This is a genomic window from Labrys sp. Lb11 (genome assembly GCF_057554225.1).
The window spans coordinates 338,192-352,362 of sequence record NZ_BAAJOT010000001.1 but is presented as its reverse complement, the minus strand read 5'-3'; the positions used below and the strand labels follow the sequence as shown (position 1 = coordinate 352,362).

The 14,171-nt window shown below is 70.3% G+C and carries 12 protein-coding genes; 2 read left to right on the top strand and 10 right to left on the bottom strand.

Translation table 11 applies throughout. The features are described from left to right. Nucleotides 1-85 precede the first annotated feature (85 nt). From AC27L4_RS01620 to AC27L4_RS01600, 5 genes are all read right to left on the bottom strand, one after another. Nucleotides 86-787: an ABC transporter ATP-binding protein gene (locus AC27L4_RS01620; RefSeq protein ID WP_487140941.1), complete on the bottom strand. Its 702-nt coding sequence runs from the start codon at nt 785-787 to the stop codon at nt 86-88. Beyond that, nucleotides 787-1,635, bottom strand: coding sequence for an ABC transporter ATP-binding protein (locus AC27L4_RS01615; protein ID WP_487140203.1), 849 nt, complete (start codon nt 1,633-1,635; stop codon nt 787-789). Before AC27L4_RS01615 ends, AC27L4_RS01620 begins: the two co-directional genes overlap by 1 nt. Continuing rightward, a complete protein-coding gene (locus tag AC27L4_RS01610; RefSeq protein WP_487140202.1) occupies nt 1,635-3,353 on the bottom strand; it encodes a branched-chain amino acid ABC transporter permease in 1,719 nt (572 codons plus the stop codon). The genes AC27L4_RS01615 and AC27L4_RS01610 overlap by 1 nt, the downstream gene beginning before the upstream one ends. Continuing rightward, nucleotides 3,350-4,441, bottom strand: coding sequence for a branched-chain amino acid ABC transporter permease (locus AC27L4_RS01605; protein ID WP_487140201.1), 1,092 nt, complete (start codon nt 4,439-4,441; stop codon nt 3,350-3,352). Before AC27L4_RS01605 ends, AC27L4_RS01610 begins: the two co-directional genes overlap by 4 nt. 100 nt (nt 4,442-4,541) lie before the next feature. Next, the gene (locus tag AC27L4_RS01600) at nt 4,542-5,783 is read right to left on the bottom strand and encodes a branched-chain amino acid ABC transporter substrate-binding protein (protein ID WP_487140200.1); all 1,242 of its coding nucleotides are present in this window, start codon (nt 5,781-5,783) and stop codon (nt 4,542-4,544) included. A 376-nt stretch (nt 5,784-6,159) separates the two neighbouring features. On the opposite strand from AC27L4_RS01600, the gene AC27L4_RS01595 reads away from it, so the two are divergent. Next, the gene (locus tag AC27L4_RS01595; RefSeq protein ID WP_487140199.1) at nt 6,160-6,783 is read left to right on the top strand and encodes a helix-turn-helix domain-containing protein; all 624 of its coding nucleotides are present in this window, start codon (nt 6,160-6,162) and stop codon (nt 6,781-6,783) included. 14 nt (nt 6,784-6,797) lie between these two features. Here AC27L4_RS01595 and aspA read toward each other — a convergent pair whose 3' ends face one another. The 5 genes from aspA to AC27L4_RS01570 all read right to left on the bottom strand — a co-directional run bounded on the left by aspA (nt 6,798) and on the right by AC27L4_RS01570 (nt 13,255). After that, complete coding sequence (gene aspA / locus AC27L4_RS01590) at nt 6,798-8,210, bottom strand: aspartate ammonia-lyase (protein ID WP_487140197.1); 1,413 nt, start codon at nt 8,208-8,210, stop codon at nt 6,798-6,800. 211 nt (nt 8,211-8,421) lie between these two features. After that, nucleotides 8,422-9,318: a LysR family transcriptional regulator gene (locus AC27L4_RS01585; RefSeq protein ID WP_487140196.1), complete on the bottom strand. Its 897-nt coding sequence runs from the start codon at nt 9,316-9,318 to the stop codon at nt 8,422-8,424. A 219-nt stretch (nt 9,319-9,537) separates the two neighbouring features. Continuing rightward, complete coding sequence (locus AC27L4_RS01580; RefSeq protein ID WP_487140194.1) at nt 9,538-10,491, bottom strand: NAD(P)-binding domain-containing protein; 954 nt, start codon at nt 10,489-10,491, stop codon at nt 9,538-9,540. A 39-nt stretch (nt 10,492-10,530) separates the two neighbouring features. Then, entirely contained in the window at nt 10,531-11,817 is a 1,287-nt protein-coding gene (locus AC27L4_RS01575; RefSeq protein ID WP_487140193.1) for an NAD(P)/FAD-dependent oxidoreductase, read from the bottom strand. A gap of 10 nt (nt 11,818-11,827) precedes the next feature. Next, entirely contained in the window at nt 11,828-13,255 is a 1,428-nt protein-coding gene (locus AC27L4_RS01570) for an NAD-dependent succinate-semialdehyde dehydrogenase (protein WP_487140192.1), read from the bottom strand. Between the two features lie 138 nt (nt 13,256-13,393). Here AC27L4_RS01570 and AC27L4_RS01565 point away from each other — a divergent pair, with 138 nt between their 5' ends. Beyond that, nucleotides 13,394-14,131 (top strand): aspartate/glutamate racemase family protein, encoded by a 738-nt coding sequence (locus AC27L4_RS01565; RefSeq protein WP_487140191.1) that lies wholly within the window; start codon nt 13,394-13,396, stop codon nt 14,129-14,131. The last annotated feature ends 40 nt before the right edge of the window (nt 14,132-14,171 follow it).

The window sequence follows — 14,171 nt, the reverse complement described above, 5'->3', positions numbered from 1 at the left end:
ACCATAATCCCTGAAGAGTTCTTTCTCCCGGTCGGGAGCGGGCTTCTCGCGCCCTTGCCGGACATGCCGGCCAGGCTCCCGAGCCTCAGCCCAGATAGATCTCCAGGACGCGGTCGTCCCGCGCCAGATCCGGACCCGCCCCCTCCAGGGCGATCCGGCCGTGCTCGACGACATAGGCGTGGTCGGCGATCTCCAGCGCCATCAGCGCGTTCTGCTCGACCAGGAGGACGGTCGTGCCGGCCCGGTTGATCGCCTGGATGGTCTCGAAGACCTGCTCGACGACCAATGGCGCCAGGCCCATGCTGGGCTCGTCCATCAGGAGCAGGCGCGGCCGCGCCATCAGCCCGCGCGCCGTGGCGACCATCTGCTGTTCGCCGCCCGACAGCGTGCCGGCCACCTGGCGGCGGCGTTCGGCAAGGCGCGGGAAGAGCTCGAACATCCGGTCGCGGTCCTCGGCGATGGCGTGCTGGTCGTTGCGCGAGAAGGCGCCCATCAAGAGGTTCTCCTCGACGGTCAGGCGGCCGAAGATGCGGCGCCCCTCCGGAACCTGCACCACGCCGAGACGCGTCACCTCGTGCGGCTTCAGGCCGGCGGTCGAGCGTCCGTCGATGCGGATCGTGCCGCTGCGTGGGGTCACCAGGCCGCTGACCGCGTTGAGGGTCGAGCTCTTGCCGGCGCCGTTGGCGCCGACCAGGGCGACCAGGCGTCCCTGGTCGATGCCGAGAGACAGGCCCCGCACCGCCTCGATGGCGCCGTAGGACAGGCAGAGCCGGTCGATCTCAAGGATCACGACCGCATCCTCCCGCTTGTCGCCGCGATGCTGTCGGCGGCATGGCGCCGCGCCTCGCGCCCCAGCTCGCTCTTGGGACTGCCGAGATAGGCCTTCATCACCGCGGGGTCGCGCTGCACCAGCGCCGGCGGTCCGTCGGCGATCTTCATGCCATGGTCGAGCACCACGACCTGGTCCGACAGGCCCATCACCATCTTGATCTGGTGCTCGATGAGCAGGATGGTGATGCCGAGCTCGTCGCGCAGGCTGCGGATGAAGCGGGCCATCTCCTCCGTCTCACCCGGATTCATGCCGGCGACCGGCTCGTCGAGCAGCAGCAGCCTGGGCCGCGTCGCCAGGGCGCGCGCCACCTCGAGGCGGCGCTGCTCCCCATAGGACAGGTGCTGCGCCTGCATGCCGCCCCGGCCGGCAAGGCCGACGAAGTCGAGCAGCCGCCCGGCTTCCACGCGGGCCTCCGCCTCGCTGCGGCGCGTACCGGGGAGGCGGAGGATCGAGCCCCACCAGCTCGAGCCGCGCAGATGCATGTGCATGCCGACCAGGACGTTCTCCAGCGCGCTCATGCCGCGGAACAGCCGGATGTTCTGGTAGGTCCGGGCGATGCCGGCCGCGGCCACCATGTCGGGCAGGAGCCCGTCGATGCGCTCGCCGTCGAAATGCACCTCGCCCGAGGTCGGGACGATGAGCTGGGTCAGGCAGTTGAAGGCCGTGGTCTTGCCGGCGCCGTTCGGGCCGATCAGGCTGCAGATCCGGCCGCGCCGCACCTCCAGGTCGAGGCCGCCGACCGCGACGAGGCCGCCGAAGCGCATGCCCATGCCAATGGCGCGCAGGAGAACGTCGTCCGCCATCACGCCCTCGCCCGGGCCGCGGCCGACGCCCGGCGGCCATGGGCGGGCCACAGCCCGTCCGGCATCAGCCGCATGGTGAGGACCAGGGCGATGCCGTAGAAGAGATAGCGATATTCCCCGAACTCGCGCAGCGCCTCCGGCAGGCCGATCAGCACGACGGCGCCCAGGGCCACGCCCGGCAGGCTGCCGAGGCCGCCGACGATGATCAGCGCCAGCACGTTGATCGACATCAGGAGCTGGAAGCTGCTGGGGAAGACCGAGTTCACCATCACGGCGAAGATCGCGCCGGCGAGGCCGGCGAAGGCGGCGCCGAAGGCGTAGGCGAGCAGCTTGCAGGCGACGAGGTTGATGCCGAGCGCCTGGGCCACGTCCTCGTCCTCACGCAGGGCCATCCAGGCCCGGCCGAGGCGCGAACGCTCCAGGCAGAAGGCGCAGTAGCCGGCAAGGGCAGCCGCCACGAGTGTCAGGTAGAACAGCGCCACGGCGCCGTTCAGCTCCCAGTCGCCGATGCGGGGCTTGGGGATCTGCAGGATGCCCTGCGCGCCGCCGAGAAGCGGCGCCGCCGCGTCCGACTGCACGACGATGCGGACGATCTCGCCGAGCCCGAGCGTCGCCACGACGAGATAATCGCCCTTGACGCCCAGCACCGGCACGCCGAACAGGACGCCGACGATCACCGAGGCCAGCACCGCGAGCGGCAGGCTGGCCCAGAACGACAGGCTGGGCAGGCTGGTATAGGAAGAGAGGGCCAGCGGGCTGTCGGCCGTCAGCAGGGCGGTGACATAGGCGCCGGTGGCAAAGAAGGCGACGAAGCCGAGGTCGAGCAGGCCGGCGAGGCCGAGTTCGAGGTTCAATCCCATGCCCATCAGGAGATAGAGGCCGATGAGCAGGAAGACCTGCGACACATAGGGGCCACCGGCGAGCGGCACCAGCATGAGGCCGACGGCCAGCAGCAGGGCCGGACCGTACCGGCGGGCAAGGCCCCGTTTCTCCGTCGCCCCGGCAACCGCCGGCCGCTTCGGCATCGCGCCGAGGGCGGCGCCGACGGCGAAGAGGATCAGGGCGCCGGACGGCTTCAACCCCTCCCAGGTGTAGAGGACGGCGCCGATCGCGGCGAAGACCGCGTTGGACCCGAGCACGGCCTGGATCAGCTCCTGGAAGATGCCGAAGCCCAAGGCGAGCGACAGGCCGGCCAGCAGGGCGCGCCGCAGGCGCGGCGGCAGCAGCATGGCGGCGGCGCCGAGCCCGCCCGCGAGGGTGCCGCCGCCGACGAGCAGCGCGCTCCCTGTGGCAAGGCCCCGCCCAGCCGTGAGCAGGCGCACCAGCGGCGGCGACAGGGCGATGAACACGCCGCGCAGGTTCCACGTGCCGGCGAGCGCGGCGAATCCGGCCAGCAGGGCGCCGGCGACGAGGCCGGCGACGAGCCCGGCAATGATCCGCCGGCCCGGCTGCCCGCCGCGCCCGGCCGCGACCGCCCCGGCCGCGAAGGCTGCCAGCGGGATCAGTGCCTGGGCCAGGCTGATCGTTCCCGCGACCACCTGGCGGCCGTGCAGCAGCACGAGCAGCCCGATGACCGCGGCGTAGCAGAGCACCAGGCCGCAGGCGGCGCCGGCCTTCAGCCCCAGGCGCAGCCCCCCTTCTCCCGCGCCGATACCCGGCGACACGACGGATTCGGGCGCGGCCATGGCGATCGTCGACGGCTCGCTCGGGCCGGTCATGCGCGCTTCTTCGACATGCGCTCTCCGAACAGCCCGTGCGGCCGGAAGATCAGGACCATCAGGAGGACGAGGAAGCCGATGACGTCGCGCAGCTGGTAGGGCGCGGGAATGCCGAGACCGTCCAGGAACAGGGCCGGGCCGACGGCCTCGATCAGCCCGAGGAACAGGCCGCCGAACATCGCCCCGGGGATGCTGCCGATGCCGCCGAGCACGGCGGCGCCGAATGCCTTGATGCCGGGCGAGAAGCCCATGAAGAAATGCACCTGCTGGTAGATCAGCGCGTAGCAGACGCTGGCCACGCCCGCCATCGCGCCGCCGAGCGCGAAGGTGAAGACGACGACGCGGTCGACGTCGACGCCCATCAGCGCCGCGGCGGCCTTGTCCTCCGACACCGCCCGCATCGCCGTGCCCATGCGGGTGCGGTGGACGATGAGGTAGAGCACCGCCATCGAGATCACGGCGCAGGCCAGGACGAACAGGTTCATCATCGGCAGCCGGACGCCGAGCACCTCCACGGCGGCATCGTGCCAGCCGGTGATCGGATAGGACTTCACGCCCGAGCCGAAGGCGCCGCGCACGGTCTGCTGCAGCACGAAGGAGACGCCGATGGCGCAGATCAGCGGCGCCTGGCCGGCGCTGTTGCGGAAGGGGCGATAGGCGAAGCGCTCCGCCAGCAGCGCCACCGCCATGCAGGTGACCATCGCCGCCGCGAAGGTGCAGGCGAGGGCCAGCACGGGATGCGAGGGCAGAAGACCGGTCTGCACCGCGGCGGTGGCCGCGAAGTATCCGGCGAAGGCGCCGGTCATGGTCACGTCGCCATGGGCGAAGTTGATCATGCGCAGGACGCCGTAGACCATGGTGTAGCCGAGCGCGATCAGGGCATAGACGCTGCCCAGGGTCAGGCCGAAGACGGCGAAGTCGACCCATTGCGCCGCGCCGTAGCGCCCGTGCAGCAGGGTCGCCGCCGTGCCGGCGAGGACGACGGCGACGACGAAGAGCCGCAGTCCCCACATGAAGATCGCCACCCCGTTGATCCGGCGCCGCGTCCGGCGCGGGCGGCTCGGGGTGGCCACGCTGAGATCCGTCATCGCCATCGACTCCACGGCGCCATCCCTGAACGCCGGCTGCCGGCCGGGCCTCCCTCGCTCGCCGCTTCGACCGGGCGGGAGCTATCGGGCGCCCGGACGGTCAGGGATACACCTTCTTCGGGTTGGTGCCGATGGCGAAGGTCGAACGGTCGGCATTCTCGAAACGGAAGACGCCGGCCTTGAACGTGGCGCATTGGCCGTTGGCGTCGCAGCCGATATCGCCGCTGGTGCCGGAGAAGCGGGTGGCGTAGATGGCATCGCGCAGGGCGGCGCGGTCGATGGAGAGCGAGCCGTCGGCCTCCCGCTTGCCGACCTTCTCGATCGCCAGCTTCACCAGCGTCGCCGCATCGTAGGCGTTGGCGACGAAGCCCGATATCGGCGCCTCGCCGTACTCGGCCTTGTATTTTTCCAGAAGCTCGGGATAGCCGCGGCCCTGCGCCTCCGGGGTCACGTCGGGAAAGCCGCCGTAGAAGCCGATCACCGCGTCACCGGCCGCATCGAGGATGTCGGGCGTCATGATGCCGCCGCCGCCCATGAAGACGACCTTCTCGAAGGCGGGCATCTGCCTGGCCTGCTTCAGGATCTGGGCGGAAGCCGGCACGAAGATCGGCATATAGATCGCATCCGGCTTCTCGGTGGCGATGCGCGCCAGCAGCGGCCGCAGGTCGACATCGGTCGGCGCGATCGCCTCCTGGGAGAGCACGGTGCCGCCGAGCTCGCGGAAGGTCTTGGCGAACTCCACCGTGAGCTGCTGGGTGTAGGGGCTGCCGTCGTGGATCGTCACCACCTTGGCGGCCTTCTCGACGCCGAAGAGCCACTTGGCGTCGGCCGGCCCCTGGTCGGCATCGCTGAACACGGTGCGCACGAAGCCCTGATAGTCCGGCTTGCGATCGGGAGCGGTGAGCGCCGGAGCGGTCGCGGAGGTGCCGACGCTGACGATGCCGGCCTTCCACAGGATGGGCGCCGCGGCGGTCGCCTCGCTCGAGCAGGACGGACCGACGACGCTGACGATGTTCGGGTTGGCGGCAAGCTTGGTGGCGGCCGTCTGGCCGCCTTCGGCGCTGCACTGGCTGTCCTCGGCGATCAGCCGCACGGGGTGGCCGAGGATGCCGTCGGGCAGGTCCTTGATGGCAAGCTCGACACCGCGCTTCTGATCGGTGCCGAGAGCGGCGTCGCCCCCCGAGAGCACCCAGTATCCGCCGATCTGGATGGGCGCGCCGGCTGCGATGCGGACGGTGCCGAGATCGGCCTGCGCCGCCGCGTTCGTCGTCAGGCCGAGAAGCAGGGCCAGGCCGAGCCCCGCCGATGGACGCCTTCCCAGCCATTGTCCCCTAACGGTCATGTCGTTCTCCCGCAACGCCGAGGCCTTCGACAGTTCTCGGCTTCAAGATGGCAATCCGATTGTTCTTGTTTCGAGATGCTTCCGCTCCCGTGGAGCGGAAGCAGAAGCTCCCTTTCCCCGCAAACACCTTTGCGGAGAGCGTTTGACATTCGATCATTTCGGGAAAACGTCCCCTGTACGCCCCAGACTCAGCCGGTAACGTCGGTCATACGTATCTTCCCGTCTTCATGACTTGATGGCGAAGCCTATTCCACCATAGAGGAAACGTCAATCGCCACTGTCCCGTGGTTTTGCCCGGCCTGCCGGCGCCACCGATTGACGACGCGCCACGCGGCTGCGAAGCCTTGGCGCGCCAGCAAACCGAGGATATCCCCGCATGCCGAAACCGCCGCCCTTCCTTCAGCCCGCAGCGGCCAAGGGATCGCAGCTGGCCGCATCCTCCAAGCGGCTCGCGGACCGCATCCGGCGGATGCGGCTCGATCGGGGCTGGACGCTCGAAATGGCCAGCGAACGCATCGGCGTGTCGAAGTCAGGCCTGTCGAAGCTGGAGCGGCACGAGATGTCGCCGACCTTCAACGCCCTGCACAAGGTCGCCGCCGGCTTCGGCCTCAGCATGACCGAGCTGCTGACCGACGAGCGGACGGAAGCGCGCTGCGGCGCTTCGGTGACGCGCGCCGGCGAGGGCGAGTTTCTCCCGGCCTCCCACTATCGCATCCGGCTCGTCCGTTCCGCGGTCGAGCGGACGCCGGCGATGGTCGCGGTCGAGTTCTACGTGGATGCCACCGACATCGCCCAGTTCGAGCGGTTTGACCGGCACGACGACGACAACATCGTCTATGTGCTCGATGGCCCGATCCTATTCTATCAGGAGGGGCAGCCCGAGCCGGTGACCCTGCAGGCCGGCGACAGCGTCTCCTTCGACGCCCGCATCGGCCACGCCTTCGTCTCGGTGCCGGGCGGTCCGGTCGGCCGCGCCCTGTCGGTGACGGTCCGGGCCTGACGGCCCGGCAGGAGCTATTCCCGCCCGGCCAGAGGCTGGGGCCGGGTCAGCCGCTCCGGCTGCAGGATGGCGTCGAGTTGCTCGCGCGGCAGCAGCCCCTTCTCCAGCACCAGCTCGTAAACGCCGCGTCCCGACGCATGCGCCTCCAACGCTACGCCCGTGGCGTTGGCATAGCCGATATAGGGATTGAGCGCCGTGACGATGCCGATCGACTGCTCGACGCTGGCGCGCAGCCGTTCGCGATTGGCGGTGATGCCGCGCACGCAGTTCTTCTCCAGCGTCAGGCAGGCGGCGCGCAGATGGTCGAGGCTGCGGAACAGGCTGTAGGCGATCACCGGCTCGAAGGCATTGAGCTGCAGTTGCCCCGCCTCGGCGGCAAAGGTGATGGTGACGTCGTTGCCGATCACCTCGAAGGCGACCTGGTTGACCACCTCCGGGATCACCGGATTGACCTTGCCGGGCATGATCGACGATCCGGCCTGGCGGGCGGGCAGGTTGATCTCGTTGAGGCCGGCGCGCGGTCCGCTGGACAGCAGTCGCAGGTCGTTGCAGGTCTTGGACAGTTTCACCGCCACCCGTTTGAGCACGCCCGACAGCTGGACGAAGGCACCGCAATCCTGCGTCGCCTCGACCAGATCGGGGGCGGTGACGAGATCGATGCCGGTGATCGCCGCCAGCCGCGCGCACACCAGGGCGGTATAGTCGGGGTGAGCGGTGATGCCGGTGCCGATCGCGGTCGCGCCCAGGTTGATCTCGCGGATCAGTCCGGCCGCCTCCGCCAGCCGCGCCTCGTCCTCGGCCAGCATGGTGGCATAGGTGCCGAATTCCTGGCCGAGCGTCATCGGCACGGCGTCCTGCAGCTGGGTGCGGCCCATCTTGACGATGTCGGCGAACTCGGCCGCCTTGTCCGCGAAGGCGGCACGCAGCACGGCCATGGCCTCGACCAGCCGGGCGATGGCGAACCACGCGGCGATCTTCAGCGCGGTCGGATAGACGTCGTTGGTGCTCTGCCCCATGTTGACGTGCTCGTTCGGGTGGAGCGCCGCATGCTCGCCGCGCCGGCGGCCCATCAGCTCCAGCGCCCGGTTGGCGATCACCTCGTTGGCGTTCATGTTCGTCGAGGTGCCGGCCCCGCCCTGGATCAGGTCGACCACGAACTGGTCGTGCAGGGCGCCGGCGCGGATCTCCTCGCAGGCCGTGACGATCGCCCGAGTCCGTTCGTGACCCAGCAGGCCGAGGTCGCAATTGGCAAGCGCCGCAGCCTGCTTGATCGCCGCCAGGGCCTGGATCAGTTCGGGGCAGGTCGCCAGAGTCTGGCCGCTGATCGGGAAATTTTCCAGGGCGCGCAGAGTGTGGATGCCATAATAGGCATGGGCGGGCACTTCACGCTCGCCGATAAGATCATGCTCAAGGCGAACAGCAGACATGGAAACAAGCATCCTTCCGCGCCATTCCATTATAATGGCACGTTTTCCAAGAAACACTCTCTGATTTACTTGAAATCGAGAGTTCCGTTTCGATCCTATAATTTTATATGAGGAAATGACGCCGCCAACTTTCGAACGAAGACGAACGACTTATCCTGCAGGCGTCACTAGCATTCCGGCATCGGCGCCGCCAATGCTATGATCGCCGATACTATTCCGAAATTGCATAACCTTGGCGAGCGGCGCTCCACACCCGATCCAGCAAGGGACGCGAGCGGTCGGCGCTGCGATAGAGCCTGATCTCCATCGGCATGTCCGGCGCCATGACGACGAGCGAGCCGTCGGCGATCTCGCGGGCGACGAGGCTGCGCGGCAGCCAAGCCATGCCATGCCCGGCCAGCGCCATGAACTTCAGGGCCTCGGCCATGGAATTCTCGTTGGTGTGAGCGAGGTAGGTGGCGGGCGAGCTTTCCCGCGCCTGCGCGACGGCGGCAAGCAGCCCGAGGAACGAGCCGCGCGAATAATGCAGCAGCGGCACCCGCCCCTCGCCTGCCGTCCATGCCCGCTCCTCCGGCCGGGCCGCGACCGCCGCCAGGCTGTCGCGGCCGACGGTCAGATGGGGAAAGCGCTCGGGATGGAGCGGCACCGAGACGCTCGGGTGGTGGAAGGTCAGCAGGAAGTCATAGCCGCCTTCCACCAGCGCCTGGACGCAGGTGTGGAAATTGTCCGGCAGCACGCGGCTGGCGAGCGGCCCCACCGCCCGGCGCATCTGCGACAACCATTGCGGCAGGAAGGTCAGGCACAGCGTGTGCAGCGCCGTGACCGCCAGCATCGGCGCGCTCGCCTGCTCGGCGCTGCTGCGGAACTCGGCCCGGCTGGTCACCAGGAGCCGCACGGCCTCCTCGGCCACCTCGCGGAACTGCCGTCCCTCCGGGGTCAGGGCGATCGGGTAGGTGCTGCGATCGAGCAGGGCACCCCCCAGCCAGACCTCGAGCGAGCGAATCCGCCGGCTGAACGCCGACTGGGTCACACCCCGCACCTCGGCCGAGCGCGAGAAGCTGCGCGTTTCGGCCAGGCTGAGGAAGTCTTCGAGCCATTTGAGTTCCAAGGCTGCTTCCCTTCGGCGGAGGCTCCCGGCTTGCCGGCCGGTCATGCCGAGACGGCATGTGGCCTGCCTGAGCAGCTTCCCGCGGCTTTCGCCACGATTGATTTTGCATCTCCAAGGCAAAATCAATGCGGCTCGGCCCCTTGAGCGCAAGCAGGTCGGGAGAGCCTGCCCGGTGCAGCCTGGGACGCTGGCTTCGCCACGCCGCCGGCGGAGATGCTCCTACGGCGCCAAGGACGTGCCAATTCCGCGCTGCCGCGCCCGTTCGAGGATGCGCCCGGCGACCGCGATGTCGGTGAGCCCGGAACCGGCGAAGATCATGGCCCGGCGCGCCCGGCGCCAGGGCGCCGGCGGCGCGGCGACGATTCCCGCCAGGTCGGCCTCGAACGGCCCGTCATAGTTGAGGCCGGTCGCGCCCCGGTCCTGGTCGAGATCGTCGGTGACGACGGCGTCGAACGCGGCCATGGAAGCGCGCCGCCAGCTGAAGCCGAGATCCACCATCGACACGAAGGCGCCCGGCATGGTCCAGGCCGCATCGAGGAATCCCTCGGCGAGGGACATGTGCGGCACGCTGCTGACCACGATGTCCATGTCGCGCACCGCCTCCTCCGGCTGGGTCACCGCGCGGGCATCGCAGCCGGCCGCGCGCAGGCTCTCGGCAAAGGCCGCTGCGGTCTCGGGCCGGCGGCTATAGGCGCGGACCACATCGACGCCGGCCACGGCCCGCAGGGCGTCGACATGGGCGCGGGCCTGGGCGCCGCAGGCGATGAAGCCGACGCTCCGGGCCTCCGGATCGGCCAGGCGCCGGGCCGCGGCGGCGGTGATCGCCGCGGTCCGTACCTCCGAGATCCAGGTGCCGTCCATCACCGCCACGGGCAGGCCGCCGGCCGTCTCATTGACGATGATCATGGGCCGGAAATCCGGCCGGCCGAGCCGGGCGTTGCCGGCAAAATAGCCGTACCACTTGACCGCGGCGTAGTCGCCCCACCAGCCGCCCTTGGCGGCGAAGGAAGCCTGCGCGCCATAGGGCATCACCAGCCCCTTGGCGGTCTTCGCCCGTCCCGTCGCCTTGTCCCGGAAGGCTTCCTCCACGGCGGCGACGACATCGGCGGCCGAGAGGCCGCAGGCCACGACATCGGCGCGCGAGAGGTAGAGCAGGGACGAAGGCGGTGTCATGGCGGGCTCTCCATTCGGGGCAAACGGGGGCGAGGCCGGTCACGCCGGCTGCCGCCACCCGAAGCGGTCGGGCCGGAACGCCCCGACCGGCAGGGACTGCGGTTCCCCGCAGATCAGCCGGGCGACGATCTCGCCGGTGATCGGCCCCGTCGAGAAGCCGATATGGCCGTGGCCGAAGGCCAGGATCACCCGGCGGTCTCCCGGCACCGGGCCGATCACCGGCAAGCCGTCCGGCGTCGAGGGCCGGCTGCCCAGCCACACGCCGCCGCGGCGCCCGCCGATCGGCAGGATGCGGGCAGCATCCGCGGCGGCATGCTCGATCTGGCCATGGTCGGGCGGGTCGTCCGGCCGGGCCAGCTCGACGCCGCTGAGGATACGCACGCCGCCGTCCATGGGCGAGACGACATAGCCGCCGCCGGTGTCGTTGATCGGCCGCCCCAGGCTCGCGCCGGGAGCGAGGCCGTGGTGCACGTGATAGCCGCGCTCGGCCGCGAGCGGCACGCGGCAGCCGAGCGCGCGGGCCAGCGGCCCGGACCACGCGCCGGCGCAGAGCACGACGTGGCCGCCGGCAAGGGTCCGGCCCGCGGCGCCGACATGGACGCCGGCCTCGCTGCGGTCGATCCGCTCGGCGCGGCCGGCGACGATGACGCCGCCGCGGCGGAGGAAGGCCTCGGCATAGCGGCGCACCACCTCGCCCGGACTGTCCGCCGCCCCGGTCTCGGGGAACAGCAGTCCATGGCTGAACCGCGGCGCCAGGCACGGTTCGAGGTCGCGGATCGCCGCCGCGTCCAGGGGCTCGGCCCGCACGCCGTTGTCGGCGAGGATGTCGCGCTCGAGCGCGCCGGCGAGAAAGGCGGCCTCGCCGCGATAGAGCCGCAGCCAGCCCTCGCGCCGGATGAGCGGGCGGGTGCCGGCGATCTCGCCCAGCGCCATGTGCCGGTCATAGGCGCCGGCGCACAAGCCGTTGAGCGCCGCTGCGGAGCGCCGCCAGGCCGCCTCGTTGGCGACGTCGAGCGCCCCGCGCAGCCAGGGCGCGACGGCCGCGAAGGCGCGCCAGCGCAGGCGCACGCCCGGGTCGCGTCCCAGCGCGTAGCGCAGCAGGTTGCGCCACAGGCCCGGGCCGATCACCGGCAGGATCGATCCCCGGCTGAGCACGCCGGCGTTGCCATAGGAGGCCCGGCGCTCGGCATCGCCGGGATCGACGACGGCGACGGTGCGGCCGCGCCGCTGCAGCTCCAGGCCGCATGACAGCCCGACCATGCCGCCGCCGATGATGACGACGTCGTAGCCCTGCCCGGTCACGGCCGCGCGCCCCGTCCCTGCCATGGCCCTGGCCTCAGGCGACATGGACGAACTTGCGGATGGTGTAAGGCTCGAGCCCCTCCATGCCGCCCTCATAGCCGTAGCCGCTCTCCTTGACGCCGCCGAACGGCGTCTCGGGAAAGCTGACGGTGAAGGTGTTGACGCCGACGAGCCCGGCCTGGAGCCCGTCGATGAGATGACGCTGGCGCCGGGCGCTCTCGGTGAAGACGAAGGAGGAGAGGCCGACGGAAATGTCGTTGGCACGGTGGAGCGCCTCGTCCGGATCGTCGAAAGGCGCGACCAGGGCCAAGGGTCCGAAGGGCTCCTCGCGCCAGGCCTGCGCCGCATCCGGGACATCGTGCAGGATGGTCGGCCGGAAATAGAAGCCGGCCTCGCCGGTCCGCATACCGCCGACGACGCCGCCGCCCAGCCGGCGGGCGTCCTCGACGAAACGCCGCATCGCCGCGACGCGCCGCTCATTGGCCAGAGGCCCCATGCGGGTGGCGAGGTCGCGACCGTTGCCGACGGTGATGGCCCCGGCCTGGCGCGAAAAGGCCGCGAGGAAGGCGGCGTAGATGCGGCGCTGCACATAGAAGCGCGTGGCCGAGTTGCAGACCTGGCCGGCATTGCGGAACTTGGCCAGCGCCGCCAGCTCGGCGACACGGACGGGATCGGCATCGTCGAGGATAATGACGGGCGCATGGCCGCCGAGCTCCATCGTCGCCCGCTTGCCCTGCTGCGCGGCCAGGGCTGCCAGCGACTTGCCGACGGGAACCGAGCCGGTGAACGAGATCTTGCGGATGGCCGGGGCGCGGATCAGGGCATCGGAGATCGCCGCCGGCTCGCCGTAGACGAGGTTGAGCGCGCCGTCCGGCACGCCGGCGCCGATGAGGCATTCGGCCAGCAGCAGCGGCGCGCCCGGCGTCTCCTCCGCCGGCTTGGCCACCACGGTGCAGCCGGCGGCCAGGGCCGGCGCGATCTTGCGCACGGCATTGACCATGGGAAAGTTCCAGGGCGCGAAGGCTGCAACCGGGCCGACGGGCTCGATCTCCACGACCTGGCGATGGCCGGCGAGGCGCGAGGGGATCAGGCGGCCATAGGACCGGCGCGCCTCGTCGGCAAACCATTCGAGGGTCTCGGCGGCGACGTCGACCTCGACGCGGGCTTCGGCCAGTGGCTTGCCCTGCTCCGCCGTGATGAGCAGGGCGCCCTCCTCCCGGCGCAGGCGCAAGGCAGCGGCCGCCCCGCGCAGGATCTCCTGACGGCGGTGGCTGGCGGTCGCGCGCCAAGCGGGGAAGGCTCGCCCGGCGGCCGCGGCCGCGGCCGCGATGTCGTCCGGTGTCGCCACCGGCACCGCGGCGATCGGCTGCGCCGTCGCGGGGTCGAGCACGGGCCGGGTTCCGCGGCGGTCGGGGCCGATCCGCTCGCCGTCGATCAGGAGATAAGGCCGCGCATGGGTCATTGTTGCCGTCTCGCCGAAGAGAGCGCCGACAGGCGCGAAGGCTTGCGTTGATTCCTCTATAGTGGATAAAATCGACCAAGGCGATGGCCGTGGCGACCAGGCACGCATCGTCGGCCATCGATGGGAGGAAAACGGCGCGTGGCAATCTACACGGTGCGTCCGCAGGCGCAGAGCTACGGGCACGAGATCGGCATCCTGCTGATCGCCTGTTCGAACCCGTTTCCGCCCGGCGATGTCGGCAATGCTTCGAGCTATGCCTATCCCGTGCTCTACGAGACGGTGTACGACGTCACCATCGACAGCCTGATCAACCAGGGCGACCGCTCGGCGGCGCCGGCGGTGATCGCAGCGGCCAGGCGGCTCGAGGCCGGCGGCGTCAAGGCCATCACCAGCGATTGCGGCTACATGCTGCATTTCCAGGACGACGTCGCCGCCGCGCTCTCCGTCCCGGTGATGCTGTCGAGCCTGCTGCAGTTGCCGTTCATCGCCTCGCTGCTCGGCCCGGACCGGTCGATCGGCATCATCTGCGCCAACCGGCCGAGGCTGACCGACGATCTGCTCGCCAGGGCCTATCCGCACCGCAGCCGCCCCGTGCACGTCCGCGGCATGCAGGATCAGCCGGCCTTCCGATACGCCATCCTGGACGAGCGCGGCTCGCTCGACACGGACGCGGTCGAGGCGGAAGTCGTCGGGGTGGCCCGGGCCCTCGTGGCCGAGCGACCCGACATCGGCGCCGTCCTGCTGGAATGCTCCAACCTGCCGCCCTATGCCCGCGCCGTCCAGGACGCCGTGGGCCGGCCGGTGTTCGACTTCCTGACGATGATCGACCACGTCCGCCAGGCCACGGCGCGCCGCCGCTATGCGGGGACCTATTAGAGCAAAGCGCGTTCTGGCGGAGGCGCGTCTTTCTCTAACC

Excerpts from the sequence above, each read along its gene's own strand:
- aspA (WP_487140197.1), bottom strand. The coding sequence starts at position 8,210 with ATGTCTGCTGTTCGCCTTGAGCATGATCTTATCGGCGAGCGTGAAGTG.
- AC27L4_RS01605 (WP_487140201.1), bottom strand. The coding sequence starts at position 4,441 with ATGACGGATCTCAGCGTGGCCACCCCGAGCCGCCCGCGCCGGACGCGG.
- AC27L4_RS01595 (WP_487140199.1), top strand. The coding sequence starts at position 6,160 with ATGCCGAAACCGCCGCCCTTCCTTCAGCCCGCAGCGGCCAAGGGATCG.
- AC27L4_RS01570 (WP_487140192.1), bottom strand. The coding sequence starts at position 13,255 with ATGACCCATGCGCGGCCTTATCTCCTGATCGACGGCGAGCGGATCGGC.
- AC27L4_RS01600 (WP_487140200.1), bottom strand. The coding sequence starts at position 5,783 with ATGACCGTTAGGGGACAATGGCTGGGAAGGCGTCCATCGGCGGGGCTC.
- AC27L4_RS01575 (WP_487140193.1), bottom strand. The coding sequence starts at position 11,817 with ATGGCAGGGACGGGGCGCGCGGCCGTGACCGGGCAGGGCTACGACGTC.
- AC27L4_RS01580 (WP_487140194.1), bottom strand. The coding sequence starts at position 10,491 with ATGACACCGCCTTCGTCCCTGCTCTACCTCTCGCGCGCCGATGTCGTG.
- AC27L4_RS01615 (WP_487140203.1), bottom strand. The coding sequence starts at position 1,635 with ATGGCGGACGACGTTCTCCTGCGCGCCATTGGCATGGGCATGCGCTTC.
- AC27L4_RS01610 (WP_487140202.1), bottom strand. The coding sequence starts at position 3,353 with ATGACCGGCCCGAGCGAGCCGTCGACGATCGCCATGGCCGCGCCCGAA.